Below are 21,467 nucleotides of genomic sequence, written 5' to 3'. Positions count from 1 at the left end.
AAATTTCTTTCAACTGGCCGGAATCACGCTATACATAGAAAATAATTCGTAGGGGTGGGGTAAATGGACCGTCTAGACCGCAAGATTCTGCGTCTTTTGCAGGAAGATTCCACATTGGCGGTTGCCGATCTCGCAAAGAAGGTCGGCCTTTCCACGACCCCTTGCTGGCGTCGTATCCAGAAAATGGAAGAAGACGGCGTCATCAAGCGCCGTGTGGCCATTCTCGATCCCGAGAAGGTCAACACCAAGGTCACGGTTTTCGTCTCCATCCGCACCGCCACGCATTCCATCGAATGGCTGCGGCGGTTTTCGGAAGTGGTGGCGGACTTCCCTGAAGTCGTCGAATTCTATCGCATGAGCGGCGACGTGGATTACCTGCTGCGCGTCGTCGTGCCGGATATCGCGGCCTATGATGCCTTCTACAAGCGGATGATTGCCAAGATCGAAATCCGTGACGTCTCCTCGGCTTTTGCGATGGAACAGATCAAGTATTCGACGCAGCTGCCGCTCGACTACATGATCCTCGACAACTCGAAGTCCAACGAGGACTGAGTTCAGCCCTAGAGGACTGAGCCCTTCTTTTGAACGCGGGCGAGAATTTTCTCGCTCGTCAGTTCCCTTGCCGCATCCTTGCCGATCCATCGGGCGGTCTTGTCCGCGTCGGCAGCCAGCCGTTCCGCCAGCGTCAACGCAAGGGCGTGGCAATGCTGGTTGCGCTTGCCGATGTTGCGGAGCGCCCAGTTGACGGCCTTGCGCACGAAGTTGCGCGGATCGTTGGCGTGGCGTTCGATGAGCGGCAGGAAGCCGATCAGCGTCTCGTCCGGCTCCGTCTTCATGTGAACGGCGGCGCTGGCGATCATCGCAAAGGCGGTACGGCGGACGAATTCGCGATCATCCGCGGCCATATCCGGGATTAGCGAGAGCAGCCTTGCCTTGATAAAGAGGTCGGCTGCGGTATCGACAATCTCCCAGGAGTGGAAGTCACCGGCCCATTTTCGGGCCTGGCTATCCGTCAGCTGCTTCGGGTCGGCCGTGTAAAGCGCGAGCAGGCGCGCTTCCCTGATATCGCTTTGCCACAGTGCCAACGCCCGCGCGTGGTCTTTCTTCACCGTGCGGGCGATCGCCTGCATGGCCGGGTTGGAGATACCGAGCGCCGTATCGGTCACGATGCCGAAACGGCGCATTCCTGATATCGTTTCCTCCGAGCGCAACGTGCGCAGATGCGCGATCAATTCCGCTGCGCTGGAGGAGGGGCCGATCATTTTTCGAGGCGCGCGAGCAGCGAGGACGTGTCCCAACGATTGCCGCCCATGGCCTGGACGTCGCCGTAGAATTGGTCGACGAGCGCGGTGAGGGGCAGCTTGGCGCCGTTGTGGCGGGCTTCGTCGAGCACGATGCCGAGATCCTTGCGCATCCAGTCGATGGCGAAGCCGAAGTCGTATTTGCCCTCGTTCATCGTCTTGTGGCGGTTTTCCATCTGCCAGGAGCCGGCGGCACCCTTGGAGATGACGTCGACGACTTTCTCGACATCGAGACCTGCGCGCTTGCCGAAATGGATGCCTTCGGCGAGACCCTGGACAATGCCGGCGATGCAGATCTGGTTGATCATTTTCGTAAGCTGGCCGGCACCCGGAGCGCCCATCAGCCCGACCATGCGGGCGAATGCGTCGATCACGGGCTTGGCCTTCTCATAGACGGCGTCCTCGGCACCGCACATGACCGTCAGCACGCCATTCTCGGCGCCGGCCTGGCCGCCCGATACAGGAGCGTCGATGAAGCCCACGCCCTTTTCCTTGGCGGCGGCGTAGAGTTCGCGGGCGACATCGGCGCTGGCGGTGGTGTTGTCGATCAGGATCGCCCCTGCCTTCATCGTCTGCAGAACGCCGTCCTTGCCTGAAGTCACCGAGCGGAGATCGTCGTCATTGCCGACGCAGGTGAAGACGAAATCGGCGTCGCGTGCCGCTTCTGCCGGCGTCGGGGCCGACTTGCCGCCGAATTTCTCGGCCCATGCGGCCGCCTTGGCGGCGGTGCGGTTATAGACCGTGACATCATGGCCGCCTTTCACCTTCAGATGACCTGCCATGGGAAAACCCATGACGCCGAGACCGATGAATGCGACTTTTGCCATGTACCTATCCTTTCATGAATGCGTGCTTGAGGAGTAGCCCAAATAGGGCGGGGCGAAAAGCCGCCGAGATGATGCGAGGCGTTCGCTGTTGGAACAAATTTCCGTTCAACGCCCAAAAACGGGTCAGGATAATTTCGAGCGGGCCGAAAATCACAAACATAATTGTCGATCTAATTTATAGATTTCAGCAGAATTTCCCCATCGCAAACACAGCGGCTTCGGAGATCGAACCCGAAACACGCTGATCGAAAGGGGACAGCTATGATTTCTCGTCGACAGACACTGGGGCTTTTCGGCGCCGTGGCCGCTACCGCCGTAATGCCCGCCATCCGGCCGGCGCGCGCCGCCGCCACCGAGTTTCGCATCGGCTGGCAGAAGAACGGCGTGCTGGCGCTCGCCAAGCGCAGAGGGGCGCTGGAGAAACGGCTTGCCGACAAGGGCATCACCGTCAGCTGGTCCGAATTCACCTCGGGGCCGCCGCTGCTTGAGGCGCTGGGAGCCGGCGCGCTTGATTTCGGGGCAACGGGCGATGTGCCGCCGCTGTTTGCGCAGGCCGCGGGCGGCCAGCTCTATTATGTCGGCACCTATCGCGGCAGCGCCGCCGGCTCGGCGATCGTTGTTCGCAAGGATTCCGATATCAAGACGGTCGAAGACCTCAAGGGCAAGAAGGTCGCCTTCAAGCGCGGATCGAGCGCCCAAAACGTGACCGTCAAGATCCTGCGCAAGGCCGGCCTCAAGATCGACGATGTAGAGCCGATCGATTTGTCGCCGCCGGACGCTGCGGCCGCCTTCAAGAACGGCAGCATCGATGCATGGTCGATCTGGGATCCCTATCTCGCCATTGTCGAGGCCGATCCGCAGACGCGTATCCTGTCCACCGCCGAGGGGATCGTGCCGTCCTACAGCTACTTCCTCGCCAATGCCGGCTTCACAGATGCGAACGGCCAGGTCGTCAGCGATGTGATCGATGAACTCGCCAAGGTCGGCCGGTCCGCGCAGGGCAAGCTCGACGACACGATCAAGGAGCTTTCCGAGATCACCGGCGTTCCCGTCGATATCACCCGCGTGACGCTGACGCGGGCGGGCGCCGATCTCGGCGGCGTGTCGACCATCAGCGACGATGCGGCCGCATACCAGCAGGCGTTGGCCGACGAGTTCTACAATCTCGGCATCGTGCCGAAGCAGCTCACCGTCAGCAATGCCATCTGGCATCCCGCCAGCTAAGCCGTCTTCCATACAAGGATCATTTCCATGAGCAACAAGCACGATCCCATCAATTTTCTCTGGTTCATCCCGACATCGGGCGACGGCGCCTATCTCGGCTCCAACGATCTGAACCGCGCGCCGGAATTCGACTATCTCACGCAGATTGCGCAGGCGGCCGACCGTCTCGGCTATTCCGGCGTGCTTCTTCCCACCGGGGTGTCCTGCGAGGAATCCTTCGTGACGGCGGCGGCACTTGCGACCAAGACGGAGAAGCTGCAGTTCCTTGTCGCCATCCGCCCCGGCACGGCGTCGCCCGCCTATTACGCGCGGTTGACGACGACGCTCGACCGCATCTCGAACGGGCGTCTGCTGCTCAATATCGTCGTTGGCGGCAGTCCGGGCGAGCTTGCCGGCGACGGCATCACGCTGGCGCATGACGAGCGCTACGCTCATGCCGACGAGTTCTTCACGGTTTTCGAGGAGCTGCTGGAGAAGGGTGTCGCCAGCTATGACGGCAAGTATATCAAGGCGACCAATGCGCGCCTCGGTTTCCCCTCCGTGCAGAACCCGCGTCCGCCGCTCTATTTCGGCGGCTCCTCGGATGCCGGTATCGATTTCTCGGTCGGGCGCGTCGACAAGTACCTGACATGGGGCGAGCCGCCGGCGCAGGTGGCCGAGAAGGTTCAGAAGGTGCGCGCCGCGGCAGCAGAGAAGGGCCGGGAGGTCAGCTTCGGCATCCGCCTGCATTTCATCGTGCGCGAGACCGACGAGGAGGCCTGGGCCGCGGCCGACCGGCTGATCTCCAAGCTTGACGACGAGACGATCCAGGAGGCGCAGCAGCGCTTCGTCAACGAGTCCGATTCCGTCGGCCAGAAACGCATGGCGGCGCTGCATGGCGGCCGCCGCGACAAGCTTGAAGTGTCGCCCAATCTCTGGGCGGGCGTCGGGCTGGTGCGCGCCGGTGCTGGCACGGCTCTGGTCGGCTCGCCGAAGACGGTGGCGGCGCGGCTGCGCGAATACCAGGATGTCGGCATCGATACGGTGATCGGCTCCGGCTACCCGCATCTGGAAGAAGCCTATCGCGTCGCCGAACTGCTGTTCCCGGAACTCGGCATCACCCGCAAGGAGCAGCGCCACGGCTTCGACAGCGACTTCGGCAAGCGCCAGGTCTTCGGCGGCGGTAGCCATGGCGGCAATCTCAAGGTGGTCTCCGGATCCTGATCGAACGGATGCGCTGCTGGCTGTGCGCGAGCAGCGCTTCAATGGACGCATGTCTGCCAGCGGGCTTGAGGCCGTGGCGACACAGAGGCGAGGAAGAACTCCATGTCGACATTCGATACGCCGATCGGCCGCGCGCTGACGGAGCGGACAGCGGGCAGGACGGCACCGAAACAAGGTTTCCGGCTGCCGATGCCGGGGCGCGAGCGGTTGCTGCCCTATCTGGTGCCGCTTGCCATCATCGCGGCATGGCAGCTTGGCTGTTCTTTAGGCTGGATCTCGTCGCGCATCATGCCGTCGCCGGCGGATGTCGCCGTGGCCTTCTGGTCGACGACGCTGTCAGGGCAGTTGCCGCATGATATTCTCGTCAGCGCCGGCCGCGCCTTCGCCGGCCTCGTCGTTGGCGGGGCGATCGGCTTTCTGCTCGGGATCGCCAATGGCGTCTCGAAGCTTTCCGAACAGCTGACCGATACGACGCTGCAGATGCTGCGCACCATTCCGCATCTTGCGATGATCCCGCTTGTCATCCTGTGGTTCGGGATCGGCGAGGAATCGAAACTGTTCCTGACCTCGCTCGGCGTGCTGTTTCCCGTCTACCTCAACAGCTATCACGGCGTGCGCAATGTCGATCGCGATCTGATCGAAATGGGCCGGGTCTATGGGATGAGCAACTGGACGCTCTTTCGCAAGGTGGTCTTTCCCGGCGCGCTTCCCTCGATCTTCGTCGGGCTGCGCTATGCGCTTGGCATCATGTGGCTGACGCTGATCGTCTCGGAATCGATCGCCGCGTCGTCGGGGATCGGCCACATGGCCAATAATGCGCGCGAGTTCATGATGACCGATGTCGTCGTGCTGGCGCTCGTCATCTACGCGCTTCTCGGCAAGTTCGCCGATGTCGTGGCCCGTTCGCTCGAGCGCCGGGCGCTCAGGTGGAACCCTGTCTATCAGAAGTAGGAGAGAGGCCATGACCCTCATCGCACATGAGCGCTTCCAGGGCGCTGCCGATGCGTCGGAGTACACAATCGACGCGCATAGGCCCGCGCGCAGCGGTGCCGCCGCGATCACCCTGAAAGGGCTGGAGAAGAGCTTTGGCGCCAACAGGGTGCTGCGGGGGATCAACCTGCACATTCCGGCTGGGCAGTTCGTCGCCGTGATCGGCAAGAGCGGCTGCGGCAAGAGCACGCTTCTGCGCACTCTCATGGGCCTGGACGAGCCAACGTCGGGAGAGCTGACCTTCGATACGCCTGATGGCGGCGAGGCCAATGCGCGTATCGTCTTCCAGGAGCCGAGGCTGCTGCCATGGCTTGATGTTGCCGATAACGTCGCGGTCGGGCTCGGCGACAAGGTCGACCGGTGGGTGGCGGCGCGGGAGGTCGAGGCCGTGCTTTCGGAAGTGCAGCTTGCGGAAAAGGCCGGCGAGTGGCCGGCGCGGCTTTCGGGTGGACAGCGGCAGCGCGTGGCGCTTGCCCGTGCGCTGGTGAGCCGTCCCGGTGTTCTGGCGCTGGACGAGCCGCTCGGCGCGCTCGATGCGCTGACCCGGATCAGCATGCAGGAGCTCTTGGCGCGGGTCTGGCGCGAACTCGGCTTTACCGCCGTGCTTGTTACACATGACGTCAGCGAGGCCGTGCATCTGGCGGACCGGGTGATCGTGCTCGACGAGGGCAGGGTGTCGCTCGACCTCGCCATTCCCTATCCGCATCCGCGCCGTCACGGCAACGCCGATCTGGCGGAACTGGAGGGGCGGCTATTGTCGGCCATTCTTGGAACGGATGGCGGTCACTGATCGGTGACGGGTGCGTTTCAGGCCTCAGCGTCGCTCGGCTTGAAGCGGGCGGGCAGGTTCTCCTTGTAGGGATAATACTTGAAATAGGGCATGGCCTCCTCAAGCACCCTGGCCACCGACGGGCGCTCCATCAGGCGCGCGTGATAGGCCGCGAGCTTGGGCAAGTCGCTGTCGTAAGGCACCAGCGTCTCGGCATAGAACAGGCCGGGTGCGGCGGCGCAATCGGCCATGGTGAAGTTCTCTCCGGTAATCCAGCCGTCGGCCGCAAGCTTGCCCTCGATCACCGCATAGGCGCGCCTCAGCGCCTGCCGGGCTTCTTCTGCTCTGGCCTCGCTGCCATCGGAGCGCATCCGCTCGCTGACGATCTGCTGCAGGGGGTCCTGGATATAGAGGTCGAAGAAGCGGTCCCATAGACGCACATCAAGTGCTGCGTCGAAATCCTCTGGGATCAGTCGCGCGCTGCCGGGATGATGGCGGTCGATATATTCGATGATGATGGAGGTCTCGAAAACGGTGCGCCCGCGGCTTTGATCCTCGAGCGCCGGCATCTTGCCGAGCGGCGAGAGCGCCAGAAAGGCCGTGCGCGAGGCTTCGTCGCCGAGATTGACCATCACGCGCTCGAACGGCGTGCCGCTTTCGTAGAGCGCGATCAGCACCTTGTGGCAGAAGGAGGCAAGCGGATGCTGATGCAGGACGAGTGTCATGAGGTTGCGCTTTCCGGGTTCAAACGGGCCAGCGTGAACGAATACCACGTTGAGACAAAGTGAACAAAGCGATGCAACGAAATCGTTCAGTTCACTTCTGGGTAGCGGTCGGAGGCCGATCCGGCAGGTTGTCCAGCCGCTTCGATCGTTCGCCGAGGTCGTCGGACATCTCCTGCCATATGCGTCTCAGGCGACGCACATGGAGGTCATCGGCAATCCAGCCCATAAGATGCTCGACGCAGGCCTTGGTTCTGGCCGGATTTGCGGTGATGGTGCGACAGGCCCATTCACAGTATTCGTCGATGGTCGCGGCCTCAATGGGAGGCATTGCCGCCTGCGGAATTGCTGCTATGTCGCCCGGCTCGTTGCGAATGATGAATGCCTTGACGCCTGCGGTCTTTGCAATCATCCGGATGTTCTCCGTCGCGGCAAATAGTATGCCGGCGTAAATCTTGTCGAATTCGTCGGGGCCGTCAGTTATGCGCTGGCCGGTTTCGGACGTCTTGTAGTCCAGCGCTCTTTCAAGATCGAAAATGGTGCGTACGTTCATCTGCTTCAGCACGAGGTATTTTTCGATGCCTAGGATGTTGCACAGCTGTGCCTGCGCGATCCAGTCGATGGTCTGGTAGATGCCGTAGGGAGATTCTATGTGCAGTTGGATGGGGTTGTAGGTCGCCAGGTTCTGTACATCGTAAATGCCACATTCGCCCAACCGGAAGCGGGTCGGATAGTCGATGCCATCGATAACGTCGAGCGGAGTGATGCGCGTTACGTCATAGAAGCGGTCGTCGTCCATCTTTACCCACGATACAAGCGATTGCAGCTTGAGGAAGAGAAACTTCGTGGCGCTTTGCGGGGCGAGCCCGAGCAAGGGAGCGAGGACTAGCCACATCCAGTGGATGTGAGTGCAGTCGACCATCCGAGGTGGTGAACCGAGCGGGTTTGTGAGGAGCCGCGTCGGGTCTGTAAAGGCAACATAGAGGAATATCACAATGGCCACCGACGCGAAGATTTCCGCCGTCTGCCATATGATGGTGTAAGCAGAGAGATCGAATACCGCGAGGCTGCGGATGAACTGCCTTACGGCCGCAATGAAGGCGCCGACAAACGCCAGTGCCGCAATGATTTCGATTTGGCTGCGAAAGCTCCCAGGCGGGCAGCACTCGGCGGGCGCCCCGCAGATCGGGATGCCATCGACGCCCGCCACCTGTAACCCCGTACTCAGCGCCTTGAGCAGCGCGCTGAACCCAAAATAGCAGATGACCACGAAGCCCAGCGATGAAAGAAAGAGCCTCAGGTCACCGAGATTGCCAATGATGCGGGACGAGCGGATGCGTTGCTCGATCTCCTTGATCAACTCCGACGAGCCAAGGCGGATCGGTTGGTCGGTGGGTTCGCGCAGATCTGAGAGGTATTTGGAGGTGACGAACTCCAGAGACGGATTGCTTCCCGACTTCGTGTCGTTGTTTTCGCCTCTTGCCGATTTCGCATCACGCGTGGTCGGGTAGGAAGCAATGAAGTCCGAGATGATCCGCAGGCGCCGCACTCGGATATCGTTGCGGGCATAGATCAGCAAGAATGGGATGAAAACCGCGAGAAGTGCCACACGCCAGTCGACATGCGGCAAGTGGCCGAGCGCCGAACTGATACCCTGCCAGATTCCTGTATTGTCTGTCGGCTTGACACCTTCCATCTATACCTCCCCACACGTTTGCGGGAAGGTCGGCGCAAATCCGACAAGGGTCTAGCAACGAGACGCAATCAATGATTGTGTATCCCGGTATCTTGCTCTTTTGTGGTAAGGTTTTAAGTCCTTTGACCTATCGCAACTTCGCAATCACCAGGTGTCCCGGCGTCGGCTGGCCTTCTTCCATGCGGACGTTGATATTGGTGATCTCGATCAGCTCAAAGCCGGTGGCGTCGAGGCGTTCGCGGACGTAAGCCTCGGAGTGCGCGAAGCGCTGGTGCGGGCCGACCATGTAGGCGCGGCCGGCGAGCTTTTCGGCAGGCAGGGTTTCCGAGGAGAAGATGAAGAGGCCGCCCGGTGTCAGGTTCTCGGCGGCGCCGAAGAACAGGGGCTCGAGACCGCCGAGATAGGGCAGGACGTCGGTGGCGGTGATGATATCGAAGGGCTCTTCGTCATTGTCGTCGAGGAAGTCCTCGACCTCGGCGACGAACAGGGTTTCGTAGAGGTCCTTCTCATGGGCGATCTCGACCATGTTTTCCGAGAGGTCGATGCCGGTCATCTCCTCGCAGAGATCGCGCAGCGTGCCGCCGGTCAGACCGGTGCCGCAGCCGAGATCAAGCAGGCGCTTGAAGGGGCCGAGGTTCAGCGCCTGCAGGCGCTGGCGCACCAGCATCGGCACGTGGTAGCCGAGCTGCTCGACGAGAACGTCCTCAAAGACTTCGGCGTGCTGGTCGAAGAGGGTTTCGACATAGGCGTCTGGGGCCTTGGTCGGCGTCTCGCCGCGGCCCATGGCAGCGATACGGACGGCAGCGCCGCCGTGATCGTCGGGGTCGATCGCCAGCACTTCCTCGTAGGCCTTCACGGCGGCATCGACATCGCCGGCCTTTTCCAGGGAAAGGGCGCGGTTATAGGCTTCCGCGAGTGCTTCTTCGTCGATCTTCTGGGCCATGTCTGCTCACCATCGTTCGTTTGTTGTCCTGCGTCTAAGGCGAGCGGCCCGGTTTTGCAATGGCGACGTTGATGGCGGCTGCTCAGTTGATGATGAACTCGCCTTTCAGTGCGCGCCATTCCGTGGCCGAGATCAGCTTGCGGTGAATGTAGCGCACCGAGTGCAGCGGTCCGTCGAGCGTTTCCTGCCAGAACTTCAGGAAGCCGCGCATTTCGGGAAAGTCGGGAGCAAGATCGTAATCCTGCCAGATGTAGGTCTGCAGGATCGCATGATGATCCGGCATGCGATATAGGATCTGGGCCGTCGTCAGGCCGTAACCCTGAAGCTGTCTTTCCATGTCCTTGTGCATTTGATGCCTCGCTGTTCCCATTCGGCGCTTATTAGCGTCCGTTTAAATGAGAGCATGACATGGTTACGCGAAGCTTGCCAAAAGGCTACAAGAAAATGGATATCATTATTTATTTTCAATAGCTTGGCAGCTCTCCGTCGAGAGTGCTGCCAAGGGGGCTATCGCTTCAGGTGGCGGGTGAGGCGGCGCTCGATCCAGTTCCACAGGTGCCTCAGGCTTTCGACCATGGCGAGATAGAAGATCGCCGCCCAGAGATAGGTCTGGTAGTCGAAGGTGCGCGAAAAGGCGTAGCGCGTTTCACCCATGAGATCGAGCACGGTAATGATGGCGACGACGGCCGATCCCTTGATCAACAGAATGATCTCGTTGCCGTAGGGGCGCAGCGCCACGATCAGCGCCTGCGGCAGCACGATCTTGCGGAAGGCGATGATCTTGTGGATGCCGAGCGAGGAAGCGGCCTCATGCTGGCCGCGCGGTACGCTCTCGATGGCGCCGCGCAAAATCTCGGCCTGATAGGCGGCGGTGTTGATGGTCATGGAAAACAGGCCGCAATACCAGGCGTCGCGGAAGAACCACCAGAGGCCGACGGATTCCAGCTGCGGTCGGAACTGGCCGAGGCCGTAATAGATCAGGAAGAGCTGGGCGAGCAGCGGCGTGCCGCGGAAGACGTAGACGTAGCAGAAGGCGAGGCCGTTGATGACCTTGTTCTTCGACATGCGGGCGAAGGCGAGCGGAACGGAGAGAACTGCGCCGCAGACGACGGAGACGGCAACCAGCACGATCGTGGTCATCAATCCGTGCAGATAGCGCGGGCCGTAGCGGGTGAATTTCTCGACATCCCAGCCCTCGATGATCATGCCGATCAGCGCGATGGCGAGAATGATCCACAGGCCAACCACGAGACAGCCCATGACGCGGGCAAGCGTCAGCGGCTTATCGAGGTTTTTCGGGGCCGGCTGCGGGGGGATCAGCACCTCTGCGTGGCTCATCGGCTGATCTCCGAGCGCTTCGCCCAACGTTCGATATAGCGCAGGCCGAACGAGGAAATGATGGCAAGCCCGAGATAGATGCCGCAGGCCAGTGTGTAAAACAGAAACGCCTCCTTGGTGACCTTCACCGCCACGCCCGTCTGGCGCAGCACGTCGGCAAGGCCGATGATCGAGACGTAGGACGTATCCTTGAGCAGGATCATCCAGAGATTGACGAGGCCGGGCAGCGCGATGCGCACCAGCTGCGGCAGGATGATCAGCACCATCGTGCGGCCGCGATGCAGGCCGAGCGCGTCGCCGGCTTCGTACTGGCCCTTGGGAATCGCGCGAAAGGCCGACAGCAGCACTTCCGAGCAATAGGACGAGAACACGACGGACAGAGCGATGACGCCGGAGACGAAGGCGTTGATCTCGACGCGGCCGTCGTAGCCGACCCAGGCGAGCAGCGACTGGAGGAGGATCTGCATGCCATAATAGATGATGAACAGCGTCAGCAGTTCGGGCAGGCCGCGGAAGATGGTGGTGTAGATGCCGGCGGCAAGACGTACCGCCTTTTCTTCCGATTGCTGGCCAAGCGCCACCATGAAGCCGATCAAAAGGCCGATCGGGAGCGTCACGAGGGCGACGGCGACCGTCACCTTCAGGCCAGCGGCGATCTCATCGCCCCAGCCGGTGTCGCCACAGGCCAGAATCGTGGATTGGCCGAGCCATGTGAAAATGCCGACGGGTCCGCATAGCGGGTCAAACACATATCCAATCCAGGTCCAGAGCGAACCCAGTGCGGAGGACAATCCGCCCATGCCAAGTTTCCCCTCGCGGCTTTTGCCGCCTTGATATTGCACTCTTTGTCAAACAAAAATGGCGGAAGGGCAAGCCTCCCGCCATCGCATTTGTTTCAGGACTACAGCTTATTCGGCGCCGTAGACGTCGAAATCGAAATACTTGTCCTGGATCTTCTTGTAGGTGCCGTCGGCACGGATCGCCGCGATCGCTGCGTTCAGCTTTTCGCGGAGCGGATCGCCCTGGCGAACAGCGATACCGGCGCCAACGCCGTTGATTTCCTTGTCGACCGGCAGGGTCGTGAGGATCTTGCAGCATGCGCCGGCGTCCGACTTGACCCACTGCGACAGAACGACGACGTCGTCGATGACAGCATCGACGCGGCCGTTCGAGATGTCGAGCTTGTACTCGTCAGCCGTCGGGTAGAGCTTCAGCTCGGTGTCGGCGAGGTGCTTTTCAGCGTAGTTGGCGTGCGTGGTCGAGGTCTGCGCGCCGATCGTCTTGCCCTTCAGGCCCGCAACGTCGGTGACGGTGGAGTCCTTCGGCACGGCGACTGCCGGCGGGGTGTTGTAGTACTTGTTGGTGAAGTCGACGAGCTTCGAACGCTCAGGCGTGATCGACATCGACGAGATGATCATGTCGAACTTCTTGGCGTTGAGGCCGGGGATGATGCCGTCCCAATCGCTGCTGACGATGGTGCAGTCAGCCTTCATCTGCGTGCAGAGCGCACGGGCGATGTCCATGTCGAAGCCGAGGAACTGGCCGCTTGCGTCAACATATTCGAAGGGCGGGTAGGTCGAGTCCGTACCGATGACATACTTCTCGCCATCGGCCATTGCCGAGCCCGCGAAAAGAGACATCGCGGCGATCGAGGCGGCTGCGAGAAAACGGGTGGAGATATGCATGTGAGTCCTCTCTGTTGGTTACCGCATGCCATCCCTTTGTTTTTTTGGTGGCATGAAGCAGGACGCTGCTTTGCAACGCCTTGCCGCGATAATCAAACCTTTTTTACGCGGATTGCAACTGCTTTCACCGCGTTGTTGTGCATCGCAACTATGGCGAAGCTGAACGTTTGCAGACCGTCATATTCATACCGGGTTAATGCGGCAATTCTTAAGACCATGGAACGAATCCTGGCGTGCTCAGTTTAGCAAGGCTTGTTTGCGTGCCGAAAAGAGACGTCGTTGCGAACGCGAAGAATAAACAAGGAACGAGGAAACCTTATGGGAATGAAATCCAGATTGTTTGCCAGCGCGGCCTTTCCGCTTCTGTCCCTGTCGCTTGTGCTGCCCCCGGCGCACGTGTTTGCGGCAGCGCCGAGCGTTGAAGAGGTCGGAGCAGGCCATCGGGCCGTCGCGGGCAGCTTCGAGGTTGCGCAGGATGCGACGTCCGAAGAGGAGCTCCTGAAGAAGCGCCAGCAGCAGGATCAGGAACAGCAGCAGCAGGCACCGGCCGAAGCGCCGAAGGCCGCTGAACCTCCGGCCGAGCCGCCACCGGCACCCAAGCGCGAAGCACCCGCCGAAGCTCCTCCGGCTGCCGCCGAACCGGCGCCGCAGGCCGAAGCGCCTGCCGAGAAGCCGAGAAAGCGCCAGCCGGCAGCAGAACAGCCTGCCGCTGAACCGCAGGCAGCCGAGCCCGCCCAGCAGGAAGCGCCCGCCGAAAAGCCGCGCCGCCAGAAGCAGCCTGCCGCCGAACAGGAACAGGCAGCGCCGAGTGCCGAGCAGCCGGCTGAACAGCCGCGCCGCAAGAAGCGTGACCAGCAGCCGCAGCAGGAAGAAGCCGCGCCGCAGCAGCCCGCCGAGCAGGCCGCCCCGCAGGCTGAACAGCCGCAGGCCGAGCAGGCACAGCCCGAACAGGCAAAGCCACCACGCAAGAACGGCAAGCCAGCCGCTGCCGATGGCAGCGAACAGCCCGCAAAGCCACACAAGAAGCCAACGGCCGAAGCACCGCAGGCCGAGCCCGCTCAAAAGCCGGCCGCCGAGACTGCGCCTGCAACCGAGCAGCCAGCGCCTGACAACGCCGCCAAGCCGCAGGAAGCACCCGCGGGCAAGGCGCCCGTTCCGGCTCAGCAGCCGGCCGAAGCGCAGCCCCAGGTGGCGCCCGGTCAGGCCAAGCCCGGCGAAGCACCGGCTCAGCAGCAGGGCGAACAGGTCGCTCCGGGCCAGCCGGGCGCGCCAGCCGGTCAGCCTGCCGATCAGGCCGGCCAGCCGCCGGCAGGTCAGCCTCCCGTTGCCCAGACCGAGCAACCGATCCCGGCCCCTGAGAAGGTGACGCCGCAGGAACTCGAGCGCCGCAAGGAAATCGCCGCTGATCCGAGCAAGAGCACGGAAACCGTCGTTCTGCCGGTGCAGAACGGTGCGGCCGTTCTCGACAGCGACAAGGATGCGGATCGTTCCGGCGGTGTGCAGTCGCGTCGTGACCGCGACAAGCAGCGTGGTCAGGAGCAGCAGGTGCGCGTGCCGAAGTCGGACGCCGACGCGCAGTTGGCGGCGCCCGGTGCCGCAAAGCCCGCGCCGATCAAGATCGAAGCGATCACCGCCGAGCAGGGCCAGCGTCTGGACCAGCGCCCGCAATTCGCCCGTCCCGACGGCGCGAATTTCGGCCAGCGCGGTGACGACAACCGTGTCATCATCCAGTTCAACAACCAGACCTATGTTCGTGGCGATGACGACCGCCGGTTCCTGCGCGACGGCGAGCGGCCGATCTACGAGCAGCTGCCGCGTGACCGCTACCGCGAGACGATCGATCGCGATGGCTACCAGATCGTGACGGTGCGCAACCGCTACGGCGATATTATCCAGCGTTCGCGCATCGACAATCGCGGCCGCGAGCACGTGCTCTATTATACGCCTGACCTCTACGACAATCCTGACCGCGACTACTTCGAGGATCCGGGTGCCGATCTGCCGCCGATGCGCCTGCGCATTCCGCTGCAGGACTACATCATGGACACCAGCAGCGACGACAATCGCGACTATTACGACTTCCTGCGCGAGCCGCCGGTCGAGCCTGTCGAGCGTGTCTATTCTCTGAACGAAGTGAAGTATTCGGCCCGTATCCGCGACAAGGTTCGTCGTATCGACCTGGATACCGTCACGTTTGCGACCGGTAGCGCCGAAATCCCGATGAGTCAGGCGCGCAGCCTGCGCAAGGTGGCCGATGCGATCAACGAGGTGCTGAAGAAGGACCCGACAGAAACCTTCCTGATCGAAGGTCACACCGATGCCGTAGGCTCCGATCAGAGCAACCTGATCCTGTCCGACCAGCGCGCGGAATCGGTCGCCAACGTGATGACCGACGTCTATGGCATCCCGCCGGAAAACCTGGCGACGCAGGGCTATGGCGAACGTTACCTGAAGGTCAACACACAGGGACCGGAGCAGGAAAACCGCCGCGTCACCATTCGCCGCGTCACGGCGCTGGTGCGGCCGGTGGCCTCGCGCAACTAAGAGCGCGCATAAGCATCGAGAATGGAGAGGCCGCCGGGCAATCGGCGGCCTCTCCTGTTTCAGATGGGCTTATTTCAGCGGCGGGAGGGCGACGGTTGCCGCGATGAAATCGGCAATGGCCAGCGTGTCGTCGAGGTCAAAGACGGGCAGGGTAGTGTCGGCGACCGGATGATCGGCGGCGATGGCGACGATGTGGGGATCGGCTGATGCCAGCGGCTCGCGGTTTGCCGATTCCAGCCGGCGGGCCTCGATCTTCGGGATCGGCTCGCGCTTGTAGCCCTCGATGAGGACGAGATCGCAGGGGGCGATGCGGGCGAGGATTTCCTCGAAGCTCGGTTCGGCTGCCCCGCGCAACTCGTGCATGATGGCGTAGCGCGTGCCGGAGACGATCGTCACCTCGTGCGCGCCCGCCTGGCGGTGGCGGTAGCTGTCGGCGCCGACCTTGTCGATGTCGAAGTCATGATGGGCATGCTTGATCGTCGAAATCCGGTAGCCGCGGCGGGTGAACTCTTCGACGAGGCGAACCGCAAGCCCTGTCTTTCCCGAATTCTTCCAGCCGGAAATTCCGAAGATCCTTGGCCGTTCGGTCATGTCAGTACCTTCATCCAGCGTTCGGCCTCGGCGAGGTCATCGGGCGTGTTGACGTTGAAGAACGGGTCGAGAAGGCTTGCCCGCGTCGGGCGCAGCGGGAAGGCAACTTCCGTAACGTCATGCCGTAACAGGAAGTCGCGAACACGGCGCTTCTCATCGCTTGCGATCCAGCTTTCCAGCTCGCCTGCCAGCGCCACCGGCCAGAGGCCGAAGACGGGATGGCTGCGGCCCTCGGAGGTGGCGATGGCGATCCGCGTGGGCGTGTCGATGGCCGCTGCCAGCCAGTCGACGAGATCGTGCGGGAAGAATGGGCTGTCGACGGAGACGGTTGCGACATGCGTGACGGCGGGCAGGCTCGCACCGTGCGCCATGGCGGCGTGGATGCCGGCCATCGGACCGGCCTTGCCGGGGACGATATCGGGAATGAAGGGGCGGTTGCAGCGATCAGGCGCGGCGTCGGCATTGACGGCGACGGAGATGACCTGCGGCGACAGTTGCTCGATGACGCGATCGAGCAGCGTGCGACCTGAAAGTGGAACGCCTGCCTTGTCGCGGCCCATGCGCGAGGAGCGTCCGCCAGCAAGCACGACGCCTGGAATGTTGGATCGGTCGAGCGTGAAGCCGCTCGCTGGGGTGAGGATCGGGGGCTTGGCCATCAGACCGGTACTCTCGGTTCGGATTCCTGTGCGACCGGCGCGCCGCGCCGCTTGGCCTCACGATAGAAGGTGTAGAGCCCGGAGGCGATGACGATCGCGGCGCCGATCATGGTCCAGCTGTCGGGGACCTCGAAGAAGAAGAGCCAGCCGAGCAACGCAGAAAAGATGAGGCTGGTGTAACGCAGTGGTGCGACGAAGGAGATTTCGCCGGTGCGCATCGCGGCGATCACGGACTGGTAGCCGATGAGCACGAGGACCGCTGCCAGAACGATATGCGTCAGCGAGGTGGCGCTGACCGGGCGCCAGCCGCCGAGAAGCGGCGTCAGCAGCGCACCGAATATGGTGACGGACACGGCGGTGATTACCGTGATCATCAGCGAGGGAATGCTGGGATCGATGCCACGTGTCGCCAGATCGCGACCGGCGGTCACCAGGACGCTTACGATGCAGATCAGGGCCGCGGCATTGAAGCCGTCGGCGCCGGGGCGGACAATAATCATCACGCCAGCCAGGCCGGCGAGAATGGCCAGCAGCCGGCGCCAGCCGACCGGTTCCCCGAAGAAGAGGACTGCACCAACGGTGACGACGAGCGGCAGGGACTGCAGGATGGCCGAGGCGTTCGCGATCGGCATCATGCCGAGCACGGTTATATAGGTGACCGCCGCCAAAATCTCGCAGCCGACGCGAAGCGCGACCATCGGCTCAAGAACGATCCGCCAAGAGCGCAAGGCTCCCATCCGCCGGGCGACGACAAAGACCAGGACACTGGTGAACAGACCACGCAGGCACATGATCTGGCCGGCATTCATCTCTGAAATCACGGATTTCGACAGGGCGTCGCTGGCGGAAAAACCCGCCATGGCCGCCGTCATGTAGATTGCACCCTCAGTATTGCTCGACCGCGGCATTTAGAAATTCCGATTCCATCCCGCGGACTTCTTAGTGCCTGCCGCGCGCGATTGAAATCAAATCGGTGCCACACCCGAGATAATTCGATTGCGCAGTGCACAATGACGCTGCTCAACCTATCGCGCGCAGCAGGTCACCCGCCGGTGACGCTCATGTGGCGGCTGACGGCGGGGCGGTTGTGGGTGCGGTCGATGATGAAGTCGTGGCCCTTGGGCTTGCGGGAGATCGCCTCGTCGATCGCGGCGTAGAGCAAGCCGTCGTCTTCGGTGGCGCGCACGGCGGAGCGCAGATCGGCGGCGTCGTTCTGGCCGAGACACATGTAGAGCGTACCGGTGCAGGTGAGGCGCACGCGGTTGCAGCTCTCGCAAAAATTATGGGTCATCGGGGTGATGAAGCCCATGCGGCCGCCGGTTTCCTCGACGGTGACGTAACGGGCAGGGCCACCGGTGCGGTAGCCGATTTCGTTCATGGTGAACTGCTTCTCGAGATCGGCGCGCAGCTTGGAGAGCGGCAGATAGCGATCGGTGCGATCTTCCTCGATCTCGCCCATCGGCATGGTTTCGATCACGGTAAGATCCATGCCGCGACCATGGGCGAAGCGGATCATCTCGGGCATCTCGACGTCGTTGAAATCCTTCAATGCGACGGCGTTGAGCTTGATATGCAGGCCAGCCTTCTGGGCGGCGTCGATGCCTTCCATGACCTTGTGGAAGTCGCCCCAGCGGGTGATCTCTCGGAACTTGTCAGGATTGAGCGTATCCAGCGACACGTTGATGCGGCGAACACCGCAATCATAGAGCTCGTCGGCATAACGCGCGAGCTGGGAGCCGTTGGTGGTCAGCGTCAGCTCTTCGAGACCGGAGCCGATCTGCTGGCCGAGTTGGCGCACGAGATGCATGATGTTCTTGCGCACCAGCGGCTCGCCGCCGGTCAGCCTCAGCTTGCGTACGCCCTTGGCGATAAAGGCGGAACAGAGCCTGTTCAGCTCCTCCAGCGTCAGAAGATCCTTCTTCGGCAGGAAGTTCATGTTCTCGGCCATGCAATAGGTGCAGCGAAAATCGCAGCGATCGGTCACCGAGACGCGCAGATAGGTGACGGCCCGCTGAAACGGGTCGATCATGGGTTTCGCATCGGCCACGAGCGGTGCGGCGTTGGCGATTGTTCCAACCTTGCTGTTCACTACAGTCTCCAATCTTCCGACAATGTGCGTACTGTGCACCGCAACGTCAAGCAAGAGGCGGCACCCATACGCTAAATTGAACTTGCCTCAAAGAGGCGCATTGCCTACTCCTCGAAACGAAGAGGAGCACCATCATGAGCGACATCTGGCCGACAGAGCTGAAGGTGACGAAGGATCGGCAACAGCTGGTCATCACCTTCAATAATGGTGAAAGTTTCACGCTCAGCGCCGAGATGCTGCGCGTGCTGTCGCCATCGGCGGAAGTGCAGGGCCACGGGCCGGGCCAGAAGGTCACCGTGCCGGGCAAGCGCAACGTCGCAATCATGTCGATGACACCCACCGGCAACTATGCCGTCAGGATCGGTTTCGACGACATGCACGACACCGGCATCTTTACATGGTCGTATCTGCGCGAACTCGGCGAGCGCGGCGAAGAGCTTTTCGCGGTATACGAGAATGAGTTGCGGGAGAAGGGCATGAACCGCGACACATCGGAAAAGCCGCGCTGAGCGCGACCGCGCGCCTACCCTCAAACGAGATGGCACATGTCACGCCAGCGTCATTTTAGGCGGCTAATTACTGTGGAGAAACAACGCGATGGAACGGCCATGAAAATCATCGAGACCGTCGAAGAACTGACCGCCCTCTATGGCGGCGGCTTGTCGGAAGCTTCCGTGGCGAAGGTGACGAAATACCTGACGCCGCTTTACCGGCAGATGATCGAGGCTTCGCCGTTCGTTGCGCTGGCGACCGTCGGTCCAGAGGGGCTGGACTGTTCTCCGCGCGGTGACCTCGGCGGCGTCGTGCGTGTCATCGACGACAAGGTGCTGCAGATGCCTGACTGGCGCGGCAACAACCGGGTGGATTCGCTGTCGAACATCGTGCGGGATCCCAGGCTTGCGCTGATGTTTCTCATCCCGGGATCGAATACGACGATGCGGATCAACGGGCGCGGCGTCGTTTCGAACGACGAGGCGCTGCTCACCTCCTTCGAGATGGACGGCAAGCATCCGCGCACGGTTATCGTGGTGACGATCGAGGAGGTCTATTTCCAGTGCGCTCGGGCGCTGATCCGCTCGGAGCTGTGGAATCCCGACAATTTCGTCGATCCGAAAGGCCTTCCGACGCCGGGCCTGATGCTGAAGGCGGCAACGGAAGCGTTCGACCACGAGACCTATGATCGCGAATGGGCCGCACGCGCGGCCAAGACGATGTGGTAGCGTTTGATATAGGGCCGCGGTTCGTCGCGGCTCAGGCCTTGTAGATCAGCCAGCTCTTGGTGAAATCCTTCTGCATGCCGTCCTCGAAGAGGACGCTGCAGTTGCGGCCTGCGTTCTTGGCGCCGTAGAGGGCGACGTCGCTCTTGTGATAGAGCTCGCCCGCATCTTCGGCGCTCGACGCCATGCAGATGCCGACCGACACCGTGACCGGTCCATAGTTGACGCGGGTGCGGGAATTCTTGAACGGCGTGGCTTCAAGCGTGCGCCGGATGCGCTCGGCGACGGCCATGACTTCCTCTGCCGTGTTACCCTCGATGATCAGCGCGAACTCCTCGCCACCGGTGCGGGCAACGAAGACATCGCGGCGCACGTTGGCGCGGATGACCGAAGCGACCGTTGCGAGGATCTTGTCGCCGACGGGATGGCCGTAGGTGTCGTTGATCTTCTTGAAGTTATCGATATCGGCGAGCACAAGCGCCGTGATCGGGCGCATGGCCGGATTGTTGAAGACGGCTGCGAGGCGATCGTCGAAGGCGCGGCGGTTGGAGAGGCGGGTCAGCGAATCCGTATTGGCGATGCGCTTGTATTCGTCGAGTTCCTTGCGGACCTGATCCATTTCGTTGGAGCGCTGCACAACGTTTTCGACCGTGCGCTCACCATGCGCCATGGTGTGTCCGGTCGCCTCGGTCAGCAGATGCAACGCATTCTGGATGAGGTCGACGCTGGATGTGTTTTTCGAGGTGATACGGTTGTAGGTTTCGCCGAGCAGTCTGTTGTAGCTTTCGAGCGAGGTCTGCTCCTGACGCAGGACGCGCAGCACCGATTCGAGTTCGGCGGCGATGCGGGTATGGGCGTCGTCGAAGACGCGGCCGGCGCCGTGGCTGAAATGCTGCGCGCCCAGTTCGTCGAGTTCTTCCTGGGTCGCCTGGTTGCCAAGGGCCGCGAGATCGCGCGTCAATGCCGGGTTGGAGCCGATATAGGCTTCATAGAACAGTTCATAGTTTCGCGGAATGGGCGCAACACCCATGGAGCGCATCGCAAAAGTGATCTGGCTTGCCACATCGGGAACCTGCGTCTTTGGCGCCACAGCCGTCGTCATCCGGCCACTCCTTATGGTACATCTCAAAAGTCCTCTCTTATTTCTTAAGCTACAATTGTTTTGAAATGATTAAGGTTGGATATACCAGAGATTACATGTGAATTTTATTCGAATTGGCCGATTTGTTCTTATCTTTATGATTTTTATATCGGAATCCCGGCAGCGACGCAGCGCGCCTACGCGTCCTGAGGGTATCTTTCTTTAGATGACCTGAGCGAAATATTCGCCAGACATCATTTCTGTCAATGATCCATTGACAATCGGTTTCCGATATCGGTTCTTTTGTGAACGATAAGGACGTGGCAACTTGCATTTCAAGGCACCGTAGCGGTGTCAGGAGAAAGCAACAGGCCATGCAAACGTCCCATAACTCGCCTCCAGCCGTGCTCGCTGCCGCTGTTATTGCCGGATCTCTTTTTCTGATCCAGCAACAAGGCTTCTTTCATGGCGCATTTACTTCGGAAATACTGGCAAGCGTCAATGCCGAAGACGTGCTTGTCGCGAGCGATTACATCGCGACAAGCAAAGGCGAAGTGGCTGGCGGCGGCGTGACCGCAACCGCCCACTGAA

23 protein-coding genes are annotated in these 21,467 nt (G+C 61.6%); 9 read left to right on the top strand and 14 right to left on the bottom strand.

The window, feature by feature from the left end:
* Positions 1-63 precede the first annotated feature (63 nt).
* Entirely contained in the window at positions 64-552 is a 489-nt protein-coding gene (locus tag J5286_RS12955; RefSeq protein ID WP_113236224.1) for an Lrp/AsnC family transcriptional regulator, read from the top strand.
* A gap of 8 nt (positions 553-560) precedes the next feature.
* Here the strand turns inward: J5286_RS12955 and J5286_RS12950 are convergent, their stop codons facing one another.
* Both J5286_RS12950 and J5286_RS12945 read right to left on the bottom strand, forming a co-directional pair.
* Complete coding sequence (locus J5286_RS12950; protein WP_209190649.1) at positions 561-1,262, bottom strand: DNA alkylation repair protein; 702 nt, start codon at positions 1,260-1,262, stop codon at positions 561-563.
* Complete coding sequence (locus J5286_RS12945) at positions 1,259-2,128, bottom strand: NAD(P)-dependent oxidoreductase (RefSeq protein WP_209190648.1); 870 nt, start codon at positions 2,126-2,128, stop codon at positions 1,259-1,261. The genes J5286_RS12950 and J5286_RS12945 overlap by 4 nt, the downstream gene beginning before the upstream one ends.
* 261 nt (positions 2,129-2,389) lie before the next feature.
* On the opposite strand from J5286_RS12945, the gene J5286_RS12940 reads away from it, so the two are divergent.
* The 4 genes from J5286_RS12940 (at position 2,390) to J5286_RS12925 (ending at position 6,335) form a co-directional block, all read left to right on the top strand.
* Positions 2,390-3,352 (top strand): aliphatic sulfonate ABC transporter substrate-binding protein, encoded by a 963-nt coding sequence (locus tag J5286_RS12940; protein ID WP_209190647.1) that lies wholly within the window; start codon positions 2,390-2,392, stop codon positions 3,350-3,352.
* 27 nt (positions 3,353-3,379) lie between these two features.
* The gene (ssuD, locus tag J5286_RS12935) at positions 3,380-4,555 is read left to right on the top strand and encodes an FMNH2-dependent alkanesulfonate monooxygenase (protein ID WP_018900586.1); all 1,176 of its coding nucleotides are present in this window, start codon (positions 3,380-3,382) and stop codon (positions 4,553-4,555) included.
* Positions 4,556-4,657: 102 nt separating this feature from the next.
* The gene (locus tag J5286_RS12930) at positions 4,658-5,506 is read left to right on the top strand and encodes an ABC transporter permease subunit (RefSeq protein ID WP_209190646.1); all 849 of its coding nucleotides are present in this window, start codon (positions 4,658-4,660) and stop codon (positions 5,504-5,506) included.
* Between the two features lie 10 nt (positions 5,507-5,516).
* Positions 5,517-6,335, top strand: coding sequence for an ATP-binding cassette domain-containing protein (locus tag J5286_RS12925; RefSeq protein ID WP_209190645.1), 819 nt, complete (start codon positions 5,517-5,519; stop codon positions 6,333-6,335).
* Positions 6,336-6,352: 17 nt separating this feature from the next.
* Here the strand turns inward: J5286_RS12925 and J5286_RS12920 are convergent, their stop codons facing one another.
* The 7 genes from J5286_RS12920 to J5286_RS12890 form a co-directional block, all read right to left on the bottom strand.
* Positions 6,353-7,039 (bottom strand): glutathione S-transferase family protein, encoded by a 687-nt coding sequence (locus tag J5286_RS12920; RefSeq protein WP_209190644.1) that lies wholly within the window; start codon positions 7,037-7,039, stop codon positions 6,353-6,355.
* A 91-nt stretch (positions 7,040-7,130) separates the two neighbouring features.
* Positions 7,131-8,732, bottom strand: a complete 1,602-nt coding sequence (locus tag J5286_RS12915) for a hypothetical protein (protein ID WP_209190643.1) — start codon at positions 8,730-8,732, stop codon at positions 7,131-7,133.
* A 127-nt stretch (positions 8,733-8,859) separates the two neighbouring features.
* Positions 8,860-9,675 carry a class I SAM-dependent methyltransferase gene (locus tag J5286_RS12910; RefSeq protein ID WP_209190642.1) on the bottom strand — a complete coding sequence of 272 codons (816 nt, stop codon included), beginning with the start codon at positions 9,673-9,675 and terminating at the stop codon, positions 8,860-8,862.
* 82 nt (positions 9,676-9,757) lie between these two features.
* Positions 9,758-10,024: an usg protein gene (locus tag J5286_RS12905; protein WP_018900581.1), complete on the bottom strand. Its 267-nt coding sequence runs from the start codon at positions 10,022-10,024 to the stop codon at positions 9,758-9,760.
* 158 nt (positions 10,025-10,182) lie between these two features.
* Positions 10,183-11,013 carry an ABC transporter permease gene (locus J5286_RS12900; RefSeq protein ID WP_018900580.1) on the bottom strand — a complete coding sequence of 277 codons (831 nt, stop codon included), beginning with the start codon at positions 11,011-11,013 and terminating at the stop codon, positions 10,183-10,185.
* The gene (locus J5286_RS12895) at positions 11,010-11,813 is read right to left on the bottom strand and encodes an ABC transporter permease (RefSeq protein ID WP_112941662.1); all 804 of its coding nucleotides are present in this window, start codon (positions 11,811-11,813) and stop codon (positions 11,010-11,012) included. The genes J5286_RS12900 and J5286_RS12895 overlap by 4 nt, the downstream gene beginning before the upstream one ends.
* A gap of 108 nt (positions 11,814-11,921) precedes the next feature.
* Entirely contained in the window at positions 11,922-12,698 is a 777-nt protein-coding gene (locus J5286_RS12890) for a transporter substrate-binding domain-containing protein (protein WP_112941661.1), read from the bottom strand.
* Positions 12,699-13,016: 318 nt separating this feature from the next.
* Between J5286_RS12890 and J5286_RS12885 the strand changes: the two genes are divergently transcribed.
* On the top strand, positions 13,017-15,242 hold the full coding sequence (locus J5286_RS12885) for an OmpA family protein (RefSeq protein ID WP_209190641.1): 2,226 nt from the start codon (positions 13,017-13,019) through the stop codon (positions 15,240-15,242).
* 69 nt (positions 15,243-15,311) lie between these two features.
* On the opposite strand, the gene mobB is transcribed toward J5286_RS12885, so the two are convergent.
* From mobB to moaA, 4 genes are all read right to left on the bottom strand, one after another.
* The gene (gene mobB / locus J5286_RS12880; RefSeq protein ID WP_209190640.1) at positions 15,312-15,833 is read right to left on the bottom strand and encodes a molybdopterin-guanine dinucleotide biosynthesis protein B; all 522 of its coding nucleotides are present in this window, start codon (positions 15,831-15,833) and stop codon (positions 15,312-15,314) included.
* Entirely contained in the window at positions 15,830-16,489 is a 660-nt protein-coding gene (mobA, locus tag J5286_RS12875; protein ID WP_209190639.1) for a molybdenum cofactor guanylyltransferase MobA, read from the bottom strand. Before mobA ends, mobB begins: the two co-directional genes overlap by 4 nt.
* A complete protein-coding gene (locus J5286_RS12870; protein WP_209190638.1) occupies positions 16,489-17,397 on the bottom strand; it encodes a DMT family transporter in 909 nt (302 codons plus the stop codon). The genes mobA and J5286_RS12870 overlap by 1 nt, the downstream gene beginning before the upstream one ends.
* A 134-nt stretch (positions 17,398-17,531) precedes the next feature.
* Positions 17,532-18,518, bottom strand: coding sequence for a GTP 3',8-cyclase MoaA (gene moaA / locus J5286_RS12865; protein WP_245205916.1), 987 nt, complete (start codon positions 18,516-18,518; stop codon positions 17,532-17,534).
* 194 nt (positions 18,519-18,712) lie between these two features.
* On the opposite strand from moaA, the gene J5286_RS12860 reads away from it, so the two are divergent.
* Together J5286_RS12860 and J5286_RS12855 are read left to right on the top strand one after the other, a co-directional pair.
* On the top strand, positions 18,713-19,087 hold the full coding sequence (locus tag J5286_RS12860) for a gamma-butyrobetaine hydroxylase family protein (protein WP_209190636.1): 375 nt from the start codon (positions 18,713-18,715) through the stop codon (positions 19,085-19,087).
* Positions 19,088-19,186: 99 nt separating this feature from the next.
* The gene (locus J5286_RS12855) at positions 19,187-19,798 is read left to right on the top strand and encodes a pyridoxamine 5'-phosphate oxidase family protein (RefSeq protein WP_209190635.1); all 612 of its coding nucleotides are present in this window, start codon (positions 19,187-19,189) and stop codon (positions 19,796-19,798) included.
* A 31-nt stretch (positions 19,799-19,829) separates the two neighbouring features.
* Here the strand turns inward: J5286_RS12855 and J5286_RS12850 are convergent, their stop codons facing one another.
* On the bottom strand, positions 19,830-20,897 hold the full coding sequence (locus tag J5286_RS12850) for a GGDEF domain-containing protein (protein ID WP_209190634.1): 1,068 nt from the start codon (positions 20,895-20,897) through the stop codon (positions 19,830-19,832).
* A gap of 353 nt (positions 20,898-21,250) precedes the next feature.
* Here J5286_RS12850 and J5286_RS12845 point away from each other — a divergent pair, with 353 nt between their 5' ends.
* The gene (locus J5286_RS12845) at positions 21,251-21,466 is read left to right on the top strand and encodes a hypothetical protein (RefSeq protein ID WP_209190695.1); all 216 of its coding nucleotides are present in this window, start codon (positions 21,251-21,253) and stop codon (positions 21,464-21,466) included.
* The last annotated feature ends 1 nt before the right edge of the window (position 21,467 follow it).

This window comes from Rhizobium sp. 16-488-2b (assembly GCF_017741815.1).
GTDB lineage: Bacteria > Pseudomonadota > Alphaproteobacteria > Rhizobiales > Rhizobiaceae > Rhizobium.
This window is presented reverse-complemented; position numbering and strand designations above follow the sequence as displayed.

Excerpts from the sequence above, each read along its gene's own strand:
- J5286_RS12955 (WP_113236224.1), top strand. The coding sequence starts at position 64 with ATGGACCGTCTAGACCGCAAGATTCTGCGTCTTTTGCAGGAAGATTCC.
- J5286_RS12950 (WP_209190649.1), bottom strand. The coding sequence starts at position 1,262 with ATGATCGGCCCCTCCTCCAGCGCAGCGGAATTGATCGCGCATCTGCGC.
- J5286_RS12945 (WP_209190648.1), bottom strand. The coding sequence starts at position 2,128 with ATGGCAAAAGTCGCATTCATCGGTCTCGGCGTCATGGGTTTTCCCATG.
- J5286_RS12940 (WP_209190647.1), top strand. The coding sequence starts at position 2,390 with ATGATTTCTCGTCGACAGACACTGGGGCTTTTCGGCGCCGTGGCCGCT.
- ssuD (WP_018900586.1), top strand. The coding sequence starts at position 3,380 with ATGAGCAACAAGCACGATCCCATCAATTTTCTCTGGTTCATCCCGACA.
- J5286_RS12930 (WP_209190646.1), top strand. The coding sequence starts at position 4,658 with ATGTCGACATTCGATACGCCGATCGGCCGCGCGCTGACGGAGCGGACA.
- J5286_RS12925 (WP_209190645.1), top strand. The coding sequence starts at position 5,517 with ATGACCCTCATCGCACATGAGCGCTTCCAGGGCGCTGCCGATGCGTCG.
- J5286_RS12920 (WP_209190644.1), bottom strand. The coding sequence starts at position 7,039 with ATGACACTCGTCCTGCATCAGCATCCGCTTGCCTCCTTCTGCCACAAG.
- J5286_RS12915 (WP_209190643.1), bottom strand. The coding sequence starts at position 8,732 with ATGGAAGGTGTCAAGCCGACAGACAATACAGGAATCTGGCAGGGTATC.
- J5286_RS12910 (WP_209190642.1), bottom strand. The coding sequence starts at position 9,675 with ATGGCCCAGAAGATCGACGAAGAAGCACTCGCGGAAGCCTATAACCGC.
- J5286_RS12905 (WP_018900581.1), bottom strand. The coding sequence starts at position 10,024 with ATGCACAAGGACATGGAAAGACAGCTTCAGGGTTACGGCCTGACGACG.
- J5286_RS12900 (WP_018900580.1), bottom strand. The coding sequence starts at position 11,013 with ATGAGCCACGCAGAGGTGCTGATCCCCCCGCAGCCGGCCCCGAAAAAC.
- J5286_RS12895 (WP_112941662.1), bottom strand. The coding sequence starts at position 11,813 with ATGGGCGGATTGTCCTCCGCACTGGGTTCGCTCTGGACCTGGATTGGA.
- J5286_RS12890 (WP_112941661.1), bottom strand. The coding sequence starts at position 12,698 with ATGCATATCTCCACCCGTTTTCTCGCAGCCGCCTCGATCGCCGCGATG.
- J5286_RS12885 (WP_209190641.1), top strand. The coding sequence starts at position 13,017 with ATGGGAATGAAATCCAGATTGTTTGCCAGCGCGGCCTTTCCGCTTCTG.
- mobB (WP_209190640.1), bottom strand. The coding sequence starts at position 15,833 with ATGACCGAACGGCCAAGGATCTTCGGAATTTCCGGCTGGAAGAATTCG.
- mobA (WP_209190639.1), bottom strand. The coding sequence starts at position 16,489 with ATGGCCAAGCCCCCGATCCTCACCCCAGCGAGCGGCTTCACGCTCGAC.
- J5286_RS12870 (WP_209190638.1), bottom strand. The coding sequence starts at position 17,397 with ATGCCGCGGTCGAGCAATACTGAGGGTGCAATCTACATGACGGCGGCC.
- moaA (WP_245205916.1), bottom strand. The coding sequence starts at position 18,518 with ATGATCGACCCGTTTCAGCGGGCCGTCACCTATCTGCGCGTCTCGGTG.
- J5286_RS12860 (WP_209190636.1), top strand. The coding sequence starts at position 18,713 with ATGAGCGACATCTGGCCGACAGAGCTGAAGGTGACGAAGGATCGGCAA.
- J5286_RS12855 (WP_209190635.1), top strand. The coding sequence starts at position 19,187 with ATGAAAATCATCGAGACCGTCGAAGAACTGACCGCCCTCTATGGCGGC.
- J5286_RS12850 (WP_209190634.1), bottom strand. The coding sequence starts at position 20,897 with ATGACGACGGCTGTGGCGCCAAAGACGCAGGTTCCCGATGTGGCAAGC.
- J5286_RS12845 (WP_209190695.1), top strand. The coding sequence starts at position 21,251 with ATGCAAACGTCCCATAACTCGCCTCCAGCCGTGCTCGCTGCCGCTGTT.